The 19,802-nt window shown below is 62.9% G+C and carries 13 protein-coding genes; 11 read left to right on the plus strand and 2 right to left on the minus strand.

Going from position 1 to position 19,802, the window contains the following annotated elements; genetic code table 11:
- Positions 1–261 precede the first annotated feature (261 nt).
- From ACYU81_RS17905 to ACYU81_RS17925, 5 genes are read left to right on the plus strand one after another with little or no spacing between them, the layout of a single operon-like run.
- Positions 262–1,932 carry an L-lactate permease gene (locus tag ACYU81_RS17905; protein WP_460989049.1) on the plus strand — a complete coding sequence of 557 codons (1,671 nt, stop codon included), beginning with the start codon at positions 262–264 and terminating at the stop codon, positions 1,930–1,932.
- Positions 1,933–1,945: 13 nt separating this feature from the next.
- A complete protein-coding gene (locus ACYU81_RS17910; protein WP_460989050.1) occupies positions 1,946–3,250 on the plus strand; it encodes a glycerate kinase type-2 family protein in 1,305 nt (434 codons plus the stop codon).
- Positions 3,251–3,281: 31 nt separating this feature from the next.
- On the plus strand, positions 3,282–4,067 hold the full coding sequence (gene otnI / locus ACYU81_RS17915) for a 2-oxo-tetronate isomerase (protein WP_460989051.1): 786 nt from the start codon (positions 3,282–3,284) through the stop codon (positions 4,065–4,067).
- A 1-nt stretch (position 4,068) separates the two neighbouring features.
- Positions 4,069–5,004: a 2-hydroxy-3-oxopropionate reductase gene (locus tag ACYU81_RS17920; RefSeq protein WP_460989052.1), complete on the plus strand. Its 936-nt coding sequence runs from the start codon at positions 4,069–4,071 to the stop codon at positions 5,002–5,004.
- Positions 5,001–5,780 carry an SDR family NAD(P)-dependent oxidoreductase gene (locus ACYU81_RS17925; protein WP_460989053.1) on the plus strand — a complete coding sequence of 260 codons (780 nt, stop codon included), beginning with the start codon at positions 5,001–5,003 and terminating at the stop codon, positions 5,778–5,780. The genes ACYU81_RS17920 and ACYU81_RS17925 overlap by 4 nt, the downstream gene beginning before the upstream one ends.
- A 52-nt stretch (positions 5,781–5,832) precedes the next feature.
- Here ACYU81_RS17925 and ACYU81_RS17930 read toward each other — a convergent pair whose 3' ends face one another.
- Together ACYU81_RS17930 and ACYU81_RS17935 are read right to left on the minus strand one after the other, a co-directional pair.
- Complete coding sequence (locus ACYU81_RS17930) at positions 5,833–6,636, minus strand: cyclase family protein (RefSeq protein ID WP_460989054.1); 804 nt, start codon at positions 6,634–6,636, stop codon at positions 5,833–5,835.
- Between the two features lie 87 nt (positions 6,637–6,723).
- Complete coding sequence (locus ACYU81_RS17935; RefSeq protein ID WP_460989055.1) at positions 6,724–8,928, minus strand: ThuA domain-containing protein; 2,205 nt, start codon at positions 8,926–8,928, stop codon at positions 6,724–6,726.
- 233 nt (positions 8,929–9,161) lie between these two features.
- On the opposite strand from ACYU81_RS17935, the gene ACYU81_RS17940 reads away from it, so the two are divergent.
- From ACYU81_RS17940 to gltB, 6 genes are all read left to right on the plus strand, one after another.
- Positions 9,162–9,956, plus strand: a complete 795-nt coding sequence (locus tag ACYU81_RS17940; protein WP_460989056.1) for an IclR family transcriptional regulator — start codon at positions 9,162–9,164, stop codon at positions 9,954–9,956.
- A 152-nt stretch (positions 9,957–10,108) separates the two neighbouring features.
- On the plus strand, positions 10,109–11,329 hold the full coding sequence (locus ACYU81_RS17945; protein ID WP_460989057.1) for a hypothetical protein: 1,221 nt from the start codon (positions 10,109–10,111) through the stop codon (positions 11,327–11,329).
- A complete protein-coding gene (locus ACYU81_RS17950) occupies positions 11,326–13,023 on the plus strand; it encodes a DUF1592 domain-containing protein (RefSeq protein ID WP_460989058.1) in 1,698 nt (565 codons plus the stop codon). Before ACYU81_RS17945 ends, ACYU81_RS17950 begins: the two co-directional genes overlap by 4 nt.
- The gene (locus ACYU81_RS17955) at positions 13,023–14,369 is read left to right on the plus strand and encodes a DUF1552 domain-containing protein (RefSeq protein WP_449469333.1); all 1,347 of its coding nucleotides are present in this window, start codon (positions 13,023–13,025) and stop codon (positions 14,367–14,369) included. Before ACYU81_RS17950 ends, ACYU81_RS17955 begins: the two co-directional genes overlap by 1 nt.
- Complete coding sequence (locus tag ACYU81_RS17960; RefSeq protein ID WP_460989059.1) at positions 14,366–14,845, plus strand: VOC family protein; 480 nt, start codon at positions 14,366–14,368, stop codon at positions 14,843–14,845. The genes ACYU81_RS17955 and ACYU81_RS17960 overlap by 4 nt, the downstream gene beginning before the upstream one ends.
- Before the next feature lie 269 nt (positions 14,846–15,114).
- Positions 15,115–19,761: a glutamate synthase large subunit gene (gltB, locus tag ACYU81_RS17965; RefSeq protein ID WP_460989060.1), complete on the plus strand. Its 4,647-nt coding sequence runs from the start codon at positions 15,115–15,117 to the stop codon at positions 19,759–19,761.
- The last annotated feature ends 41 nt before the right edge of the window (positions 19,762–19,802 follow it).

Genomic DNA, 19,802 nt, shown 5'->3' on the forward strand with positions numbered 1-19,802 from the left:
TCCTGAATTGACAGATTGGAAGGTTCAGTCTGCACCGGCGTGCCTGGATGGACAATGATGCCACCGACGCCGTTCCGCGATATGGAACGGCACGCCGCCCGCCACAGTGTCTGTTCCGCATCGCGGAAAGGCGGGTATCTCTTGCCTGTCATCCTCCTTAGCGACGGTCGAACGGCTAACAGCGGGGGGCGAGTGGCGATACCACCGAAATTCCGCATGATTTAGAACAGAGCGTGATTGGAAATGGGCAAGGACGGCGCCATGATCTGGGCACAAAATTACGACCCTTTCGGCAATGGCTTGCTGTCGGCTCTGGTCGCGGCCGTCCCCGTCGTCGTGCTGTTGGGGGCGATCGGCCTTTTTCATGTGCGGGCGCATATCGCCGCCCTGATGGGGTTGGGGGCGGGCCTTGCAGTCGCGGTGCTGGCATTCGGCATGCCTCCGGGCCTGGCGGTGCGCGCAGCCGGTTTCGGGGCGGCCTACGGACTGCTGCCGATCGGCTGGATCGTGCTCAACATCATCTTCCTATACCAGCTGACGGAAACGACCGGGCAGTTCCACATCCTGCGCGGCGCGATCACGTCGATCACCGCGGACAGCCGGTTGCAGCTGCTGCTGATCGCCTTCTGCTTCGGTGCCTTCTTCGAAGGAGCTGCGGGGTTCGGGACGCCGGTCGCGGTCACGGGCGCGATGCTGATCGGCCTTGGCTTTACACGGTTGCAGGCGTCCGGCCTGTCGCTGATCGCCAACACCGCGCCCGTCGCCTTCGGCGCACTCGGTACGCCGCTAGTCACGCTGTCGGGAGTGACCGGACTGCCGCTGCTCGAGCTTTCGGCGATGGTGGGGCGGCAGATGACGCCGTTCGCCATCATCGTGCCCTTTTGGCTGCTGGTCGCCTATTGCGGGTGGCGGCGGACGATGGAGGTGCTGCCCGCCGTGTTGGTCGCAGGCGTCAGTTTCGCGCTGGTGCAGCTTCTCATCTCCAACCTTCATGGCCCTTGGCTGACCTCCATCGGTGCGGCGCTCGCGTCGATCGCCGCGCTCATCGCTTTTCTGCGGATATGGCAGCCCGCGCGGATCATGCATGTCAACGAGGCGAAGCTTGCGCCGGGTGACGAGCGGGACATGGCCGCGACCGTTGATGCCGCCCATGCACAGCCCCTGCATGATCCCGCTGCCGTCCGGCGTGCCTGGATGCCGTGGATCATCCTGACGGCGTGTGTCTTCCTGTGGGGCCTTCCCTTCATGAAGCAGGGGCTGGACGCCATCTTCGCGCTGCGCCTGCCCTTTGCCGGTCTGGATGGGGTGATCCAACGCCTGCCTCCTGTCGTCACCGCGCCGGAGTTTGAAAAGGCGGTCTATAATCTCAACCTGCTGTCGGCGACGGGTACGGCGATATTGGTGGCCGCCCTTGCCTCCGCGCTGCTGTTGCGGGTCCCTCTGCGCACGGTCGGTCTCGTCTATCTGCGCACGTGGAAGCTGGTACTGCCATCGCTGCTCACCATCGCGGCGATGTTGGGGCTTGGCTATCTCACCCGTTATGGCGGCATAGACGCGTCCATGGGCCTAGCCTTCGCGGCGACGGGGGTACTCTATCCTTTCTTCGGCACCATGCTGGGGTGGCTGGGCGTTGCCGTCACCGGATCGGATACGGCCTCCAATGTCCTGTTCGGCGGATTGCAGAAGATCACCGCCGAACAGTTGAACCTGTCGCCCGTGCTGATGGCGAGTGCGAACAGCGCGGGCGGGGTCATGGGCAAGATGATCGACGCGCAGAGCATCGTCGTCGCCTCCACCGCGACGCAGTGGTTCGGTCAGGAAGGCCGCATATTGCGCCATGTCTTCGTTCACAGCCTGGTGCTGGGTTCCCTGATTGGCCTGTTCGTGATGTTGCAAGCTTATGTCTATCCCTTCACCCTTCTGGTTCCCTGAGGTGGCGTCTATTATGCAGACGGCCGCCGCCCGCGCTCTGCTGGAAAGCATCTATCTTGAGGCGCTGCAGTCGGTGCGCGGCGAGAGGCTGGTCGCATCGCTTGGCGTTCCAGAGGGTGACCATTGGTCCATATGCCACCAGGGCAAAACCATAGACTGGCCACTGGCTTCAGATGGTCGCATCGTCGTGATCGGTGCGGGAAAGGCCGTGGGCTCGCTCGCGAAGGGGCTAGAAACGCTGCTGGGAGAACGGATTTCGGACGGCTGCATCATCGTCAAGCACGGTCATGATGAGCTGCTCACGCGCATCCGGCAGCTTCAGGCGGGGCATCCGATTCCTGACGCGCAGGGGATGGAAGCCACCGCCGAAATGCTACGCACGGTCGAAGGGCTGACCGAGCGTGACAGCGTGATCGTGTTGCTGACCGGCGGCGCGTCCGCGTTGATGGTTGCTCCGGTTGATGGCGTTACGCTAGAGGAGAAGGCGGCGACAACGGAAATGCTGCTGCGTTCGGGAGCATCGATCGAGGAGATCAACGCCGTGCGCAAGCGCCTGTCGCGGGTGAAGGGCGGCGGGCTTCTGGACCATATCGGCCCCGCATCGGTGCTGACCTTGCTGATATCCGACGTGCCGAGCGGCGACCTCTGCATGATCGGATCGGGGCCGACTCTTGCGGGCGGGGAAGGACAGGAGGACCCGGTCGCTATTCTCGCGCGATATGGGCTGCAAGATACTGTGCCCGCATCGATCCGGCGTGCGCTTGCCAAGGGCGTGCATCCCGTACCCCAAACGGTGGGACGGCGCGAGACACTGCTGCTGGCCGACAGCGCCACGCTGGTGGATGCTGTGCATCGCATTGCGGCGCGGGAGGGGGTGGCCGTGCGAGATATGGATACGGCGATGGCGGGCAACACTCATGACGCGGCGCTGGCGATGGCCGCTGCCCTGCGCGTAGTACCGTCGCAGGATCGCCCCATGCTGTTGGTGTCGGCTGGGGAAACCACACTTCAGGTGACGGGCGACGGGCTGGGCGGACGTAACCAGGAATTTGCCCTGGTCGCGGCCATGGCGCTGGCTGGGCAGGACAATGCCGTCCTGCTTGCCGCTGGCACCGATGGCACCGACGGGCCAACCGATGCGGCGGGGGCTTTTGCCGATGGCGCGCTTCACGAGCGTGCGCGGGCGGTGGGGATCGACCCGGCGGAGATGCTGGCGCGCAATGACAGCTACCGATTGTTGGACGCGACGGGTGACCTGTTCCGCACCGGACCCACCGGCACCAATGTCATGGACCTGGTGCTGGGCCTCGCCTTCTGACCGGGCGCGAATTGAAAAGAGAGGAAGAGACATGGTCAAGCTGGCCGCCAATCTGTCGATGATGTTCCAGGACCTGCCCTTTCTCGACCGCTTCGATGCGGCGGCGGAGGCCGGCTTTTCCGGCGTCGAGTTCATGTTTCCCTATGATCATGGCGCGGGAGAGGTGGCTGAACGGGCGCGGCGATGCCGGCTGGAGGTCGTGCTGTTCAACCTGCCCGCTGGCGATTGGGCTGGCGGAGAGCGCGGCATCGCGGCGCTGTCCGATCGCGTGGAGGAGTTTCGCGCGGGCGTCGCTAAAGGGCTGGACTATGCCAAAGCGCTGGGCTGCCCGCGCCTTCACCTGATGGCAGGGAAGGCACCCGCGAGCGCGGAGTGCCGGACTGCATTGGTGGACAATATCGCTTACACAGCCGATCTGGCGGCGGCCGATGGCATCGAGATATTGATCGAACCGATCAACACGCGCGTCGATATACCCGGCTATTTCTATGGCACGACAGACGCGGCGCTGTCAGTGATCGACGAGGCGGGTCGCACAAATGTCCGCCTACAATATGACATCTATCATATGCAGATCATGGAAGGCGACCTTGCCCGCACGATCGAACGGCTGTTGCCCCGCATCGGCCATATGCAGCTGGCCGACAATCCGGGCCGTGCCGAACCCGGCACCGGCGAGATCAATTATCCCTGGCTGCTGAGCCACATCGACGCGCTGGGCTATGGCGGGTGGATCGGATGCGAATACCGCCCTGCGGGTGACACGAAGGCGGGCCTTGGCTGGGCGCGCGATTATCTGAAATCCGGGAGAGCGTGACATGAAGATTGGTTTCATTGGCCTCGGCATCATGGGCCGTCCCATGGCCGGGCATCTACAGGCGGCGGGCCATGCGATCTACAGTTACGCCAACCGCACGCCGATGCCGAATGAGTTGCGCGAAGGCGGTGCAGTTGCCTGCGCCACGCCTGCGGATGTGGCGGCAGAGGCCGAATGCCTGATCCTGATGCTGCCCGACACGCCGGACGTCGAACGCGTGCTGTTCGGCGCGGACGGCGTGGCGCAGCGGTTGAAGCCCGGCACGACCGTCATCGACATGAGTTCCATCGACCCGATCGCGACCCGTGACTTTGCGGAGCGGATCGATGCGCTGGGCTGCGCCTATGTCGACGCGCCGGTTTCCGGCGGTGAGGTGGGGGCGAAGAATGCGGCGCTTACCATCATGTGCGGGGGCAAGGCGGATGTGTTCGAAAAGGTCCGGCCGCTGCTGGAACTGATGGGCAAGAGCATCACGCTGGTGGGTGACGTTGGCGCGGGGCAGGTGACCAAGGTCGCCAACCAGATCATCGTCGCGCTGAATATCGAAGCCGTTTCCGAAGCGCTAGTCTTCGCATCGAAGGCGGGCGCGGACCCCGCGCGGGTGCGCGAAGCGTTGATGGGCGGTTTTGCCGCGTCGCGCGTTCTGGAGGTGCATGGCCAGCGGATGATCGACCGAACCTTCGACCCCGGCTTTCGCATCCGCCTCCACCAGAAGGATTTGAATCTGGCGCTTTCAGGTGCGCGTTCACTGGGAGTTGTGCTGCCCGCAACGGCAAATGCGCAGCAACTTTTCAACAGTTGCGTAGCGCACGGCGATGCGGAAAAGGATCACAGCGCTATGGTGACGGCGCTCGAACGAGCTGCTAACCACATGGTGAGTGGTTACTCAATTAACGACGTTTCCGACGCCAACAGCTTTTCTGAAGGATGCTCATGACCAACAATCGTCTCAAAGACCGCCGTATCATCGTGTTCGGCAGCGCGACCGGCATCGGCGCTGCCACTGTGAAGCGCCTGGCCGAGGAGGGCGCGCGTGTCTGCGCCGCCGACATCAACATTGAGGGCGCGACGCAGGTGGCGCAGGAAGCGGGCGGCGAAACCTTTGCGGTCCATGTCGATATTTCCGACGAGGCATCGGTGCAGAAGGCGACAGAGGAGGCGGTGAACCGCTTTGGCGGCCTCGACGGGGCGCATATCAATGCGGCAGACCTGCGCGTTATCATGGAGGATAGCGACGCGCTGGCCATCGACCTTTCCACATTTGACCGCACGATCGCGGTGAACCTGCGCGGCCACCTGCTGTGCACCCGCGCGGTCGTGCCGCACCTCGTTAAGAGCGGTAAGGGCGCGATTGTCTACACCAGCTCCGGCTCGGCGCATGGTGGTGAACCGACGCGGCCCTGCTATGCCATGGCGAAGGCGGGCGTGAATGCGCTGGCGCGCCACGTCGGTGCGCGCTGGGGCAAGGAAGGCATCACCGCCAATGTGCTCGCGCCCGGTTTCACCGTGACCGGCGAGATGAAGGCGGCGATGGAAGCGAACGCCGAGGAAGCCACCAAGTGGGCCGACTATTTCATGGCGCGCACCCCGCACACCCGGCTGGGCCAATCCGAAGACCATGCTGGCGTCGTCGCAATGCTGTTGTCTGAGGATGGCCGTTGGATCAACGGTGCAATCTATGACGTCAATGGCGGATCGATGATGCGCGCTTGACGACACTGATTGTGGCGCTCGCTTCTGCACCGGCGGGCGCCGCAGCGCTTGTTCAAAAGAGCGCGATCACGCGCGCGGGCATGCCGGTGGCGTTTTCCAGCGGCGCGACGCCTGCGAACAGCAACCCGCCCGCAGCAGGTGCGCGGTCGAGATTGGCCAGCCCCTCCAACGCCCAGCGTCCGCTGCGCAGCCATGCCTGATGAACGGGGAAGGCGGGCATCGCCTCACCCGCATCGATCGACATGGTATCGACGCCGATGCCGCGCACGTCCCGCTTCATCAGAATGTCCATAACAGCACCATCGAAGCCGGGGCTTTTGCGCCGTTCGGCGGGGGTGAGGCTTGCATAGCTTGAAAAGGCGTTCAGCGGATCCCAGCCCGACAGCATGGCAACGCAGGAACCGGACGGTATGCGGCCGTGGCGGCGTTCCCATGCGATGACATCCCGCGATTCCACCCAAGCGTCGCGATCAGTTTTGACCTTGTCCCTTATGTCGATCACGACGAGCGGAACGATCAACTGGCTGACGGGTATGTCGCCGACCGATGCTCCATCAGGCGCGAAATGGCGGGGGGCGTCGAGATGCGTGCCGGTATGTTCGACGATCGAGATGCGGTTAAGCGCCATTCCCGCCTTCGTTCCCGATCCTTCCACCGCCTCCATGGTCAGGCGGCCGGGGGTGAAGGCGAAGGCCCGCGTCAGCCTGTGCGTGAGGTCGAGGATGTGCAGTTCGCGTCCGTGCAGGGAAAGGCTGGTCTGATCGGGGGTTATGGCAGCAGCATCAGCGTTGGAGGCTGCGCCCAAGACAAGAGCCCCCATCGCGCTCAGGGCGAGCATGTCGCGGCGGTCGATCATGGCAGCTTATTCCTTTTCTTGGTCGAAAGCGACCTGAGTTACATGGGACCATGCCAACGGGACTCAGGTTCTCAGGAAGTCACGACCCTAGGCGAAATCAATCGCTACGACTTCGTGGAAGTCTATGTACGGCACATCGACTTCCACCCAGCCGTTCGTCGTCCCGTGTGGCATAGCCATCCCTGCCGTCAGCAGCCGGGCCTGCGCAGCGCGTTTGCCTCGTGGCAGGTGCATGCGGACCCGGTAGGGACCGGTCCTGATTGCCTCGCGATAGCTGCCCCGCATTGTCATGGGGTTGTTGAGATTGACCAGATGCGCGGTCATCGATTTGTCCTGGCGCCAGCAAGCGATGTCCAGCAGGCCGGGGCCTTCGATCTGTAGCGGATGCGCCTCCTGATGGGTCCAGTCGAGCATTGTGCGTAGCAGTGTCAGGTGATCGCCATGACCAAGCTCTGCAAAGGTGCGATCGATGTCCATGGGCAGATAGGCGACGCGGCCACGGCCGACTTGACGGCAGATCGCCATCGGCAGGTTGGTCTCCGTCTTGTCGGTGAACACCCGCTCCATCGGAAGGTCGGGATAGCTGGGCACCAATGTCAATGCGACGTCTGCTTGATCGCGCGCAGTGACAGGCTGGCGGTAAAGTGGGCCGATGGTGCGGTTAATGTCGCTTAGCCCCGCTATGGCCGGGTGGGCATGACGCAAGGTGAGATAAGCATTCTTGAGCGGTCCTTCGGCCTTTCCGGCGGCGGAGCAACCAAACAGGTCCGCAAGGCCGAAGTCCGCCCGCTGCCGTCCGTCCCCATCATAGAGTGAGGTCTGATAGGTGGCGATCACGTTGCCACCCCGCTTCACAAACGCGCGTATCTGATCGCATTGCGCGTCCGACAGCACCGCGGCATTGGCGAGAATGATGGTGCGGAAGCGCGAAAGGCTGGCTTCGTCCAGAAAATCCTCGTCGATCAGGTCGAAGGGCACGCGCGATTCAAGCGCAGCCTGGTAAAAGCCGCGCGAATGACCCTCCAGCTGCCCGCGCTGATTCCAGCCGCCCAGATAGGCAGTCGTCCTGGGCGAATGAACGATCGCGACGCGCGCCAGATTGCCGCTGTTGCGCAGATAGGCCTCGTTGGCATGGTGCCACCCATAAATTTGCCGGACCACCTCCATCCAGCGGCGGTCTAGCGGCTTGGCATTGAACTTAGTGATCCACGGCCGCGCGCCTTGGGCGATCGCGCCTGCTGCCCAGATGCGGATTTCGGCCGGGCTCTGTACCGAATCCTTCCAGCGATAGGTTTCTTCCACTCCCACGGAGATGATGTGGCCGACCGGCTTGTCCTTCATGAAGGCGCGCAGTTCGCGGGTGTAGCGGCCCGCACCCCAGACCTCGGGACCCGTGCCCCAGCTCGAATCGTCGGACGAGCGTGCTTGGCGATCGCAAAAGGCGAGCGGAAGTCGCTTCGACAGGGCGGGGCCGTTCAGATCGACCAGTCCCCGGCGGTCACCGCCTGGGATAAAGAAGGCCTGGGGCCGGTGCTTGCGCGCAGCCGCGTTCCAAAGGTCCATGAGGACGAAGAGCCGATCTTCAACCCAGGCCGCATATCGCCGCCCTTCTGGTTTGGAAGGGTCGGGATCGGCCGGAATTTCCTGCCCCGATGCGACGCGGTAGAGCGTCCGGCAGCTTTGGCAATAGCAAGTGCCGCTGCCGTTCCAGCGGTTGCCGAAGAAGCCATCGACCGGATAGCGCTGGGCGACTTCCTCGATCACCTTGGGCATCAGCTCGAAATTATAGGGGCCATAGGCGCAGGTCAGGGTCAGATCCGGGGCGCTGCCGTGCCGTTTGATCTGGCCGTCCGGGCCGGTCAACGCCCATTCGGGATGGGCAGCGGCGGCGGCCGCGTTCATTGCGTGCGGATCGATACGGGCGAGCACGCGCATGCCCAGCTTCTTGCACGCAGCGACCATGTCGCCGAACGGGTTCACGCCCTTGCCGATGCCCTGCGCCATGCCATGATAGGGAATGGCCGTTGGGTAGAAGGCGATGCCTCCCCCAGCGCTCAGGCAGACGCCATCGGCGTGAATCTGCTGGAAATATTCGATCCAGAAGGCCTGATCGTAACGGCCCGGATCATCTTCGGTAAAGGCAAGCTGGAACCAACGCATAGGTTCGCTCGCCCAGTCCGGCGCGCCGCTTTGTCCGATTTTGCGGGCAAAGGCGGGCTCAATACTGGACAGCAGCGCACCGGCCCCCAACGTCAATGCCGTGCGGCGATCGAGCGGCAAGATGTCGGGCATGATCCTCTCCTTTGCTTGGCCCAATCCTTAGCCCAAGGCCGTCGATCCACAATCGATCATCCCATGATGTGGGACGGCGATGCCGACCTGATGTTTCCCGGATGCGAATGATGGATAAGGGCCGATAGAAGCCCGACGCAAAGCATATCGACAAAGGCGAGCAAACAGGTCATACCAGTTTCTCTAAGGCTGGCGTTCGCGCGACGACAGCTCAGCAGGGCGAGGAACAGGTTGTGACCGATAGTCAGCAAGAGCCGGAGGACGGTCTGCTTGGGCGAGTCCAGTCGCTGGTGCGGGCATTCGGCATTCTCGATGAATTGGCCAAGAGCGACCATATGACGCTCAGCGAACTGTCCCGTGTCGTGGGATTGCCGCGATCTACTACCCATCGCCTGCTGACGACCATGGAAGCGTTGCGCTATGTCGCTTTCGACCGGCGGAAAAATGGCTGGTCGGTCGGTGTCCAGGCCTTCACCGTGGGTGCGGTTTTCGCTCAGACGCGGGACTTGGGCCAGTTGGGCCACACGATCATGCGGTCACTGATGTCAGAAGTGCAGCATTGCGTGAACATCGCCGTGCCCGAGGGGGCGGGTGTCTGTTATGTCGGGCAGGCCGCGACCAACGGTTTTCGCCAGACTGCGGCGCGGCCGGGTGCTGTGCTGCCGCTGCATAGCACGGCGTCGGGCAAGGTGCTGATGGCGCAATGGTCCCGGCCGGAGTTCGATCGCTATCTGGACAGCACGCCGCTCAAGGCCCGCACAGCGCGTAGCATCATCGACGGGGACCGTCTGCGCAGCGAGTTGGCGCAGATCAGGGCGCGCGGATATGCGCTGGACGACGAAGAGCATAGCGACGGGCTGCGCTGCGTTGCGGCGGTGGTCAAGGACCGCTACGGGCTGCCCAAGGGGTCACTGTCGATTTCGGACCGGTCTTCTCATCTGACCCGCGCCCGGCTGGACGAGTTGGGGCCTGCGCTGATCAGCGCTGCGCAGCGGATGAGCGTGGAAATCGCGACGCAGAGTTTCTGATCAGCCTGATCTGTCTAAAGCCAGCCTTACCAGACATTTCGGATCACTTCTGCCGCTTCGGTGAACAGTAACGCCGTGGCGCACGCCTGCGCGGCTGCATGATAACGGACGAAGAAACACCGGCGTAACAGCGCGGGCGGCAGGAGAGGGTGATGAAGGATATGAGATCCCATGTGCGCGACAGGCGGGTCGCGGCGGGATTGCTGGTAGTGAGCAGCATGATGGCGATTGGCGCGTCCGCGCAGCAGCAGCAGAGCTTTTCCTTCGCGCTGACCAACATCTATGTCGCGGCTTACGAAGATGAAAAGGCGTGTCGCGCGCTGTCGCTCAGTTCGTCCGACCTGTTTCTGAAAAGCCTGCCGCGCGCCGAGCGCGCGGAATATGAGGCGCCCGACAAGGTGCAAGAGTTGCACAAACTGATGGGCCAGCGGCTGGGCTTCAAAATGGTGCCTACCGGCAAGCCTTCCGGTTCCAATGGCAGCATGGCTCAACTGAGCGAAGCGGAACAGGAAGCCTTGCGCCAGAAATATCATATACCCAAGGGGAAGGGCACAGCTGCCTTCCTGGGCACCCGTTTCGCCTATGACAGCTGCACCAATCCGGAAGACTTCCCCTTCATGGAAAAGGGGAATGAGGATTATCGGGGGCCAATCGTCTACGGCATCGATCTGGACGGCCGCGCGAGCAAGGACGATTATGTCAGCCCTGATAAGAAGCCGGGCGTCGATAACCAGCTGATCCGGGCGGTGGGATGCACTTTTTCCACGCGCGATTTCGGCACGCCCAAGGTAGCGGACGAGGTGATCACATCGATGTCGTCGCCCACGCTGGTCGAGGTCAGCGGCGTCGATGATCCGGTCAACGACGATGATGTGACGGTGCGCCTTTATGCCAGCGCCAATCCTTTGGAATTGTCGGGTGCGGGGAAGCCGCTGGCATGGGCCAGTCTGGATGTTGATCCGAATCGCCGCTTCATGGCGCAGGCCAAAGGAAAAATCCGCAACGGCGAACTGCTAACTGAACCGTTCGACTTACGGTTGCGGTTGCGTGAGCAGATCATCGACAGCTATCGCGAGGTCCGGCAGGCGCGCATTCAGGCGAAGATCAAGCCGGGCGAAGCCATAGAGGGTGGCATTTACGGCTATCACACTTTGGCGAGCATCGAGGACAATTATCATCAATCGACCCAGGTGGGCGCCAATCTGACGCGCATGTCGTGCCCCGCGCTGATCAAGGCGGTGCGGCGCTATGCCGATGCCTTCCCTGACCCGAAAACGGGGCGCAACACGGCCATTTCATCGGCATTGCGGTTCAAGGGCGTGCCCGTCTTCCTGATCAAACCGCAGCAAGTGGCGCAAGGAGTGCAGCGGTGAGCGGGCCGGTGATCTCATCCCGCGTCCTTCGCGCGCTGTCCGCAGTCACGGCGCTCTGTTCCATCGGCGCAATTCTGATGGCCGCCAGCGCCGGACAGGCGGATGCGCCAGCCCGGCAGCAGGCGCAGCAACCTCAGGTGCCCAAGTTCCGGCGGCTGACCGAGGCACAATATCGCGCGACTATCGCCGATATATTCGGGCCTGACATCAAGGTGAGCGGTCGGTTCGAACCGGACATGCGGGTCGGCGGTTTGCTGGCGGCGGGCACCAGCGCGGTGTCGCTGACCCCCGCGGGGGCGGAGCAATATGAGCAGATCGCGCGCGGCATCGCCGAACAGGTAGTCGATGCGAAACATCGTGACCGGCTGGTCGGGTGCGCGCCGTCAGCATCCGATCCGCAAGGCGCGGCCTGCGCGGCGGATTTCTTCAAACGGGTGGGCCTCAGGATTTACCGTCGGCCGCTGACTGACGGGGAGGTGAAGCTCGCCGTCGCCCAGACGCTGGCGGCGTCAGCCACGCTCAAGGATTTCCACGGCGGGCTGGCGATCATGCTGACGGCGATGCTGTCGGACCTGCCCTTCCTGTTCCAGACCGACCAGGAGGTGGCCGACCCCAGTGCGCCGGGCGGGCAGACGATCGATGCCTGGTCGCGCGCCAGCAAGCTCAGCTACTTCCTGTGGAACAGCACGCCAGACGAACAGCTGCTGCAGGCGGCGGCCGACGGTAGCCTGATGACGAAGGCGGGGCTTATCCGACAGGTCGATCGGCTGATGGCCTCTCCCCGGTTTGAAACCGGCGTGCGGTCCTTCTTCGACGATTTCCTCCAGTTGGAAGGGATGATGTCGCTGTCCAAGGACGGGATCATCTACCCGGCCTTCCGTTCTTTCGCCGCGCCCGCCGCGCGGGAACAGACGCTGCGCACCATCACGACACTGCTGGTGGAGGAAAATAGCGATTATCGCGACCTGTTCACCACCCGCCGGGTGGCGATGAACCGGCAGTTGAGCCCGCTCTATCGCATACCCTATGGCCCGCGCGACTGGTCGATGATCACCTTGCCGGATCAGGATCCGCGCGTCGGGCTGCTGACGCAGATCAGCTTTCTGGCGCTCCATTCCCATGAGGGGCGGTCCTCGCCCACGTTGCGCGGCAAAGCGCTGCGCGAAGTGCTGATGTGCGAACATGTGCCGACCCCGCCCGCCAATGTGAACTTCACAATCGTTCAGGACACGAGCAATCCCGCCTTCCGCACTACGCGCGAGCGATTGAAGGCGCATCTCGACGATGAGGAATGCGCGAGCTGCCATAAGCTGACTGACCCGATGGGCCTGACGCTCGACAGTTTCGACGGCGCTGGACAGTTTCGGCCTACGGAAAATGGCGTGCCGATCGACACGACGGGCATGCTGGACAAGGTGACGTTCACCGACAGCGCGGGTCTGGGCAAGGCGTTGCATGACAATCCAAAGGTGACGCAGTGCGTGGCGCAATCGGCGTGGCGTTACGCGGCGGGGCGGTCGCTGCTTCCGTCCGAAGAGCCTTTGACGACGCGCCTGCATGACGATTTTGCCCAGGCTGGATTTCGCATCCGGCCACTGTTCCGGCGGATCGTCATCGATCCCCAATTCTTTGCCGTCCGGGCGCCAGTGGCATCCCGGATCGCGGGCAAGCCATCGTCAGGAAGGAAAGGTTGATGACGCAGTTCGACAGGCGCGGCTTTTTGCTGCGTGGGATGCTCAGCGGCGGCGCGGTGGCCGTGGGCCTGCCGTTCCTCGACTATTTCCTGGACAATAATGGCGCGGCGGTGGCCGCGACCTATGGAGGCGGCCGCTTACCGGTGCGCTTTGGCACATGGTTCTGGGGCTGTGGGATGATCCCCGATCGCTGGAACCCCAAGACGGCTGGCGCCAATTACGACCTCCCGCCCGAACTCGCGCCGATCAAGCCGGTGCAGGACAAGGTTTCCGTGCTTTCAGGCTTCGGTGTCACCTTGGGCGGCAAGAGTAACCAGCCGCATATCTCGGGCAATGTGGGCCTTCGAACCGGGACGCCCAGCGACACATGGCAGCAGCTCGTTGGCCCGACATTCGACGTCAGCATTGCGGACGCGATCGGCGCGGGTACGCTGTTCCGCAGCCTGGAACTGAGTGCCGATGGCAATGCGCGCACCAGCTTTTCCTATCGCAGCGGGACGGAAATGAACCCCAGCGTCGCATCGCCCATGGAACTGTACCGCCGCATCTTCGGCGCTGATTTCCGCGATCCCAACGCGGCGGAATTTACCCCCGACCCCAAGGTGATGGCGCGTCGCAGCGTGTTGTCCGCTGTGACCGACGAGCGCCGCAGGATGCTGGGCAAGCTGGGAGCGGAGGACAAGGCGCGGGTCGATAGCTATTTCACCTCCATCCGTGAAGTCGAGAACAAGCTGGCGCTGCAACTGGAAAAGCCGCCCCGGGCCGAGGCGTGCATCGTGCCAGCGCAGCCTGCCGACCTGCCCGCCAGCACGGACGTCACCGCCCGCCAGCAGTCGCACAAGCTGATGGCGGAACTGCTGGCGATGGCCGTCGCGTGCAACCAGACAAAGGTATTCAACATGGTCTTTTCCACCGCCACTGCCGACCTGCGGCAGGCTGGATCGCCCACCGCCTATCATCAGGCTACGCATGAGGAACAGGTGGACCGCACGAAGGGCTACCAGCCAACGGTCGATGCCTTTTCCACGCAGAGCATGCAGGGATGGGCCGACTTCGTAACGGCAATGTCGGCGGTGAAGGAAGGGGACGGCACCTTGCTCGACAATATGCTGGTCGTCGCTCATTCCGAGGTCAGCTACGCGAAGAACCACGATGTGAACGGCATTCCCGTGATGCTGGCTGGACGGGCAGGCGGGAAGGTCAAGAGCGGCATCCATATCGCGGGCCAGGGCGACCCGATTTCGCGCGTCGGCCTCACCATGCAGCAGTTGATGGGGGTTCCCGTCGATGCCTGGGGCACGGAAGCCATGCGAACGTCGCGCAGCTTGTCGGAGATCATGGCATGAAGCGCGCCGCGATGATTGCGCTCTCCGCGCTGTTGGCAACAGTGCCCGCTTACGCGCAGACGCAAGGTCAGCCTACGATGTCAGGGTTCAGTTTCCTGTCGCTGGAGGTGGCCGACATGGCCCGCGCCCGATCCTTCTATGTCGACGCGCTCGGCATGAAGCCGGTCTTTACGATCAGCAAGCCGGCTGATCCTGCCGAAAAGATCGCATTCAATTTTTCCGGTGATCCCCGGTCCAGCGAACCGCTCTTGATCCTCATTCACTATGAAAAGCCAAACGCCACCCAGAACCGTTCGACGGGGGCCAAGGTGGGCATTCGGGTCAGTGACAGTCGGGCCGCCGCGCTGCGCGTGCAGAAGGCGGGTTTTCCTATCGTCAGGATCGCTGCGGCCGACGAGAAGGGGCCGGTGATCAACAGCGTCGTGCGCGATGCCGATGACGTAATCGTGGAACTTGTGCAATTGCGGGGTCAATAGGGCGTGTCTGAAGGCGTGGCGAGCAGTGGCGAGCTGTGTTCCACCTCTTCAGGAACGACCTTCTCTCGCCTATTGTCAGCATTGCATGAGACATTTATGGCCGATTCGAACGGTCAGGTGGCGGACTGTGCGCAGACAAGTTCGCCCGATTCTGCTTAAAATGCGGATTTTTTGATCGATCGCCGTCGGGGAATCGCGCCAAAGCTATTCCCTGCCGTCCGCCGCGCGTGTAATGGCGCGCTCGCAAGATCGCACGGAATGGAATGTGAATGGCTTACCCAAGCAAGCAAGGTTTATATGATCCCGGTAATGAGCATGACGCATGCGGCGTCGGCTTCATCGCCAACATAAAGGGATTAAAAACCCACGATATTGTTCTTCGTGGCTTGGACATTCTGCGCAATATCGACCATCGTGGCGCAGTCGGCGCGGATCCTTTGGTGGGTGACGGCGCGGGCATTCTGATTCAGATTCCTGATTCGCTGTATCGCGATTGGGCCACCGGCGCGGGCATCGATCTGCCGCAGCCCGGCGATTATGGTGTTGCCATGTGCTTCCTGCCGCGTGACGGGGATGCCGAAGCCGCCGCCGTGCAGCAGCTTGAGCGCTTTATCCTGAAGGAAGGCCAGGTCCTCCTGGGTTGGCGCGACGTGCCGGTGACCCTCGACGGGCTGGGCCAGACGGTGCTGGACGAGATGCCGACCATCCGTCAGTGCTTCGTGGGCCGAGGCGCCGGAACGAAGGATCAGGACGCGTTCGAGCGCAAGCTGCTCGCCATCCGCAAGCAAACGCAGAATCCGCTGAAGGAATTGTCGCAGAAGCAGGGGTTGGAGGCGCTGGCCGATTTCTACGTACCGTCCTTCTCCACCCGCACCGTCGTCTACAAGGGTCTGCTCCTCTGCGATCAGGTCGGCAGCTTCTATGACGATCTGCGCAATCCGTTGACCCAGTCGGCATTGGCGCTCGTCCACCAGCGCTTTTCGACCAACACCTTCCCCTCGTGGAAGCTCGCGCACCCCTATCGCTTCATCGCCCATAATGGCGAGATCAACACGGTGCGCGGCAATGTGAACTGGATGAACGCGCGCCGCCGCACGCTCGAATCCCCGCTGCTGGGCGCGGACCTCGACAAGATGTGGCCGCTGATCCCGCATGGTCAGTCGGACACGGCTTGCCTCGACAATGCGCTCGAACTGCTGGTCGCCGGTGGCTATCCGCTGGCGCAGGCGGTGATGATGCTGATCCCGGAAGCATGGGCGGGCAATCCGCTGATGGACCCGAAGCGTAAGGCCTTCTACGAATATTTCGCGGCGCTGATGGAGCCGTGGGACGGCCCCGCCGCCATCGCTTTCACCGACGGCCGCCAGATTGGCGCGACGCTGGACCGCAACGGCCTGCGTCCGGCGCGCTTCATCGTGACAGATGACGATCATATCGTGCTGGCATCGGAAAGCGGTGTCCTGCCCTTCAAGGAAGAAAATATCGTCCGCAAGTGGCGGCTTCAGCCGGGCAAGATGCTGCTCATCGACCTGGAGCAAGGCCGCATCATCGAGGATGAGGAGATCAAGGCCCAACTCGCGGATGAACATCCCTATGAGGAGTGGCTGAAGGAAACGCAGTACAAGCTGGAAGAGCTGCCCGCGACCCTTGGCGAGGACCTGCTGCCATCGCGCGGCAACGACGCGGCGGCGTTCCTCGATCGCCAGCAGGCTTTCGGCTACACACAGGAAGACGTGCTGAAGTTCCTGGAGCCGATGGCGCGCAATGCGGAAGACCCCATCGGGTCCATGGGCATCGACACGCCCATCGCCGTGCTCAGCCAAAAATCGCGGCTGCTCTACGACTATTTCAAGCAGAATTTCGCCCAGGTCACCAACCCGCCGATCGACCCGATCCGCGAGGAACTGGTGATGAGCCTGGTGTCGATGATCGGCCCGCGTCCGAACCTGCTTGGCCATCATGCTGGCACGCACAAGCGGCTGGAAACTCTTCAGCCGGTGCTGACCGACGAAGACCTTGCCAAGATTCGCGGCATCCATGATGCGCTGGACGGTGCGTTCCGCACGCAGACGATCGACATCAGCTGGCCGACGACGGAAGGAGCCGCCGGTCTGGAGCGCGCGCTCGATCGCATCTGTAACGAAGCGACTGAAGCGGTGCTCGCGGACCAGAACATCCTGATCCTGTCCGACCGCAACGTTTCAGCCGAGCGCATCGGCATCCCGGCCGCGTTGGCAACCGCAGCGGTCCACCATCACCTCATCCGCCAGGGCCTGCGCATGCAGACCGGCCTGGTTGTCGAAACCGGCGAAGCGCGCGAAGTGCATCATTTCTGCGTCCTTGCCGGTTATGGCGCGGAGGCGGTTAACCCCTATCTCGCGTTCGAGACGCTTGAGCAGATCCGCGTGAAGCAGAACCTGCCGCTGTCCGCCTACGAAGTTCAGAAAAACTATATCAAGGCGGTCGGCAAGGGCATCCTGAAGGTCATGTCCAAGATGGGCATTTCGACCTATCAGAGCTATTGCGGCGCGCAGATTTTCGACGCGGTCGGCCTCAATTCCGCCTTCCTGGAGCGCTATTTCACCGGCACCGCGACCACCATTGAGGGCATCGGCCTTGCCGAGATCGCGGAGGAAACAGTCAATCGCCATCGTGAGGCGTTCGGCGACAATCCGATCTACCGCAACATGCTGGATGTCGGCGGCGCCTATGCCTATCGCGTCCGTGGCGAGGAACATGCCTGGACGCCGCAGAGCGTCGCGTCGCTCCAGCATGCGGTGCGTGGCAACAATCCGAAGGAATATGAAGCCTTCGCCGCGTCCATCAATCAACAGAATGAGCGGCTGCTGACCATTCGCGGCCTCATGAAGTTCAGGTTCGCGGATCAGGCTATTCCGCTTGAAGAGGTCGAACCGGCCAGTGCTATCGTGAAGCGTTTCGCGACTGGCGCGATGAGCTATGGGTCGATCAGCTGGGAAGCCCACACCACCTTGGCCGTCGCCATGAACCGTATCGGCGGCAAGTCGAACACGGGCGAGGGCGGCGAGGATCCCAAGCGGTTCACCCCGTTGCCTAATGGTGATTCCATGCGCTCGGCGATCAAGCAGGTGGCCTCCGGCCGCTTCGGCGTGACGACCGAATATCTGGTCAATGCCGACGATGTGCAGATCAAGATGGCGCAGGGCGCAAAGCCGGGCGAAGGCGGGCAGCTGCCGGGTGACAAGGTCGACAAGACCATCGGCAAGACGCGGCACTCAACGCCGGGCGTCGGCCTCATCTCGCCGCCGCCGCACCATGACATCTATTCGATCGAGGATCTGGCGCAGCTGATCCACGACCTGAAGAACGTCAATCCGGTCGCCCGCATCTCCGTGAAGCTGGTGTCGGAAGTCGGCGTGGGCACGGTCGCGGCGGGCGTCAGCAAGGCGCGGGCGGACCATGTCACCATCTCTGGCTATGAAGGCGGCACCGGCGCGTCGCCGCTGACGTCGCTGACCCATGCGGGTAGCCCATGGGAAATCGGCCTTGCCGAAACCCAGCAGACGCTGCTGCTCAACGGCCTGCGCACCCGTATCGCCGTTCAGGTCGACGGCGGTCTTCGCACCGGTCGCGACGTGGCCATCGGCGCCTTGCTCGGCGCGGATGAGTTCGGCTTCGCCACCGCTCCGTTGATCGCGGCGGGCTGCATCATGATGCGCAAGTGCCACCTCAACACTTGCCCGGTCGGCGTCGCGACGCAGGACCCGGAACTGCGCAAGCGTTTCACTGGCCAGCCGGAACATGTGATCAACTATTTCTTCTTCGTGGCGGAAGAACTGCGCACGATCATGGCGCAGCTCGGCTTCCGCACGATCGAGGAGATGGTGGGCCGCGTCGATCGGCTCGACATGCGCGATGCCATTGATCACTGGAAGGCGAAGGGCGTGGACCTCAGCCGCTTACTCCATCAGGTCGCGCCCGAACAGAATCTGGTCCTGCGCAACACCGAAGGCCAGGATCATGGTCTGGACGCCGCGCTTGATCAGGAATTGATCAAGGCGTCGATGGACGCGCTGGAAAGGCGCGATCCGGTTCGCATCGAGCGGCCGATCCGCAACGTCAACCGCACCGTCGGCGCAATGCTGTCGGGTGAGGTCGCCCGTCGCTTTGGCCATGCCGGTCTGCCCGACAACAGCATCCTGGTGAAGCTGCAAGGCGTTGCGGGCCAGAGCTTCGGCGCGTTCCTGGCGCACGGCGTGACGCTAGACCTGACCGGCGATGCGAACGACTATGTAGGCAAGGGCTTGTCCGGCGGCCGCATCATCGTCCGTCCGCCGGAAGATACGAAGCGCGTTCCCGCCGACAATATCATCGTTGGCAACACCGTCCTCTATGGCGCGATCTCCGGCGAAGCCTTCTTCCGCGGCGTTGGTGGTGAACGTTTCGCTGTCCGCAACTCGGGCGCGATCGCCGTCGTCGAGGGCGTCGGCGATCATGGCTGCGAATATATGACCGGCGGCGTGGTCGTCGTGCTCGGGCAAACCGGCCGCAACTTCGCGGCGGGCATGTCGGGCGGTATAGCCTATGTCTATGATCCCGACGGCAGCTTCCGATCGAAGGTCAATCCCGCGATGGTCGATGTCGATCCGATCCCGGCAATGGCTTCGGACGACGATGGCCTTGGCCGTCCGCTGCAACGCGGCGTGGACGTGCATGATTGGGGTATGGGCGACATGCTTCGCCATGACGCCGACCGCCTGCGCATTTTGCTCGAACGGCATAAGCTGTACACGGGTTCGGAACGCGCCGAGGCGCTGCTGGCCGACTGGCAGGGCACGCTTGCGAACTTCGTCCGGGTCATGCCGAAAGATTATCGCAAGGCTCTGCAGAGCATGGAAGATGAACGCGTTGCCGTAGCCCCCGTGGCCGCCGAATAGGCTTCATGGGGCGAGGGCATTGCTCCCTCGCATGCGACAAG

The organism is Sphingobium sp. TomTYG75 (assembly GCF_054771635.1).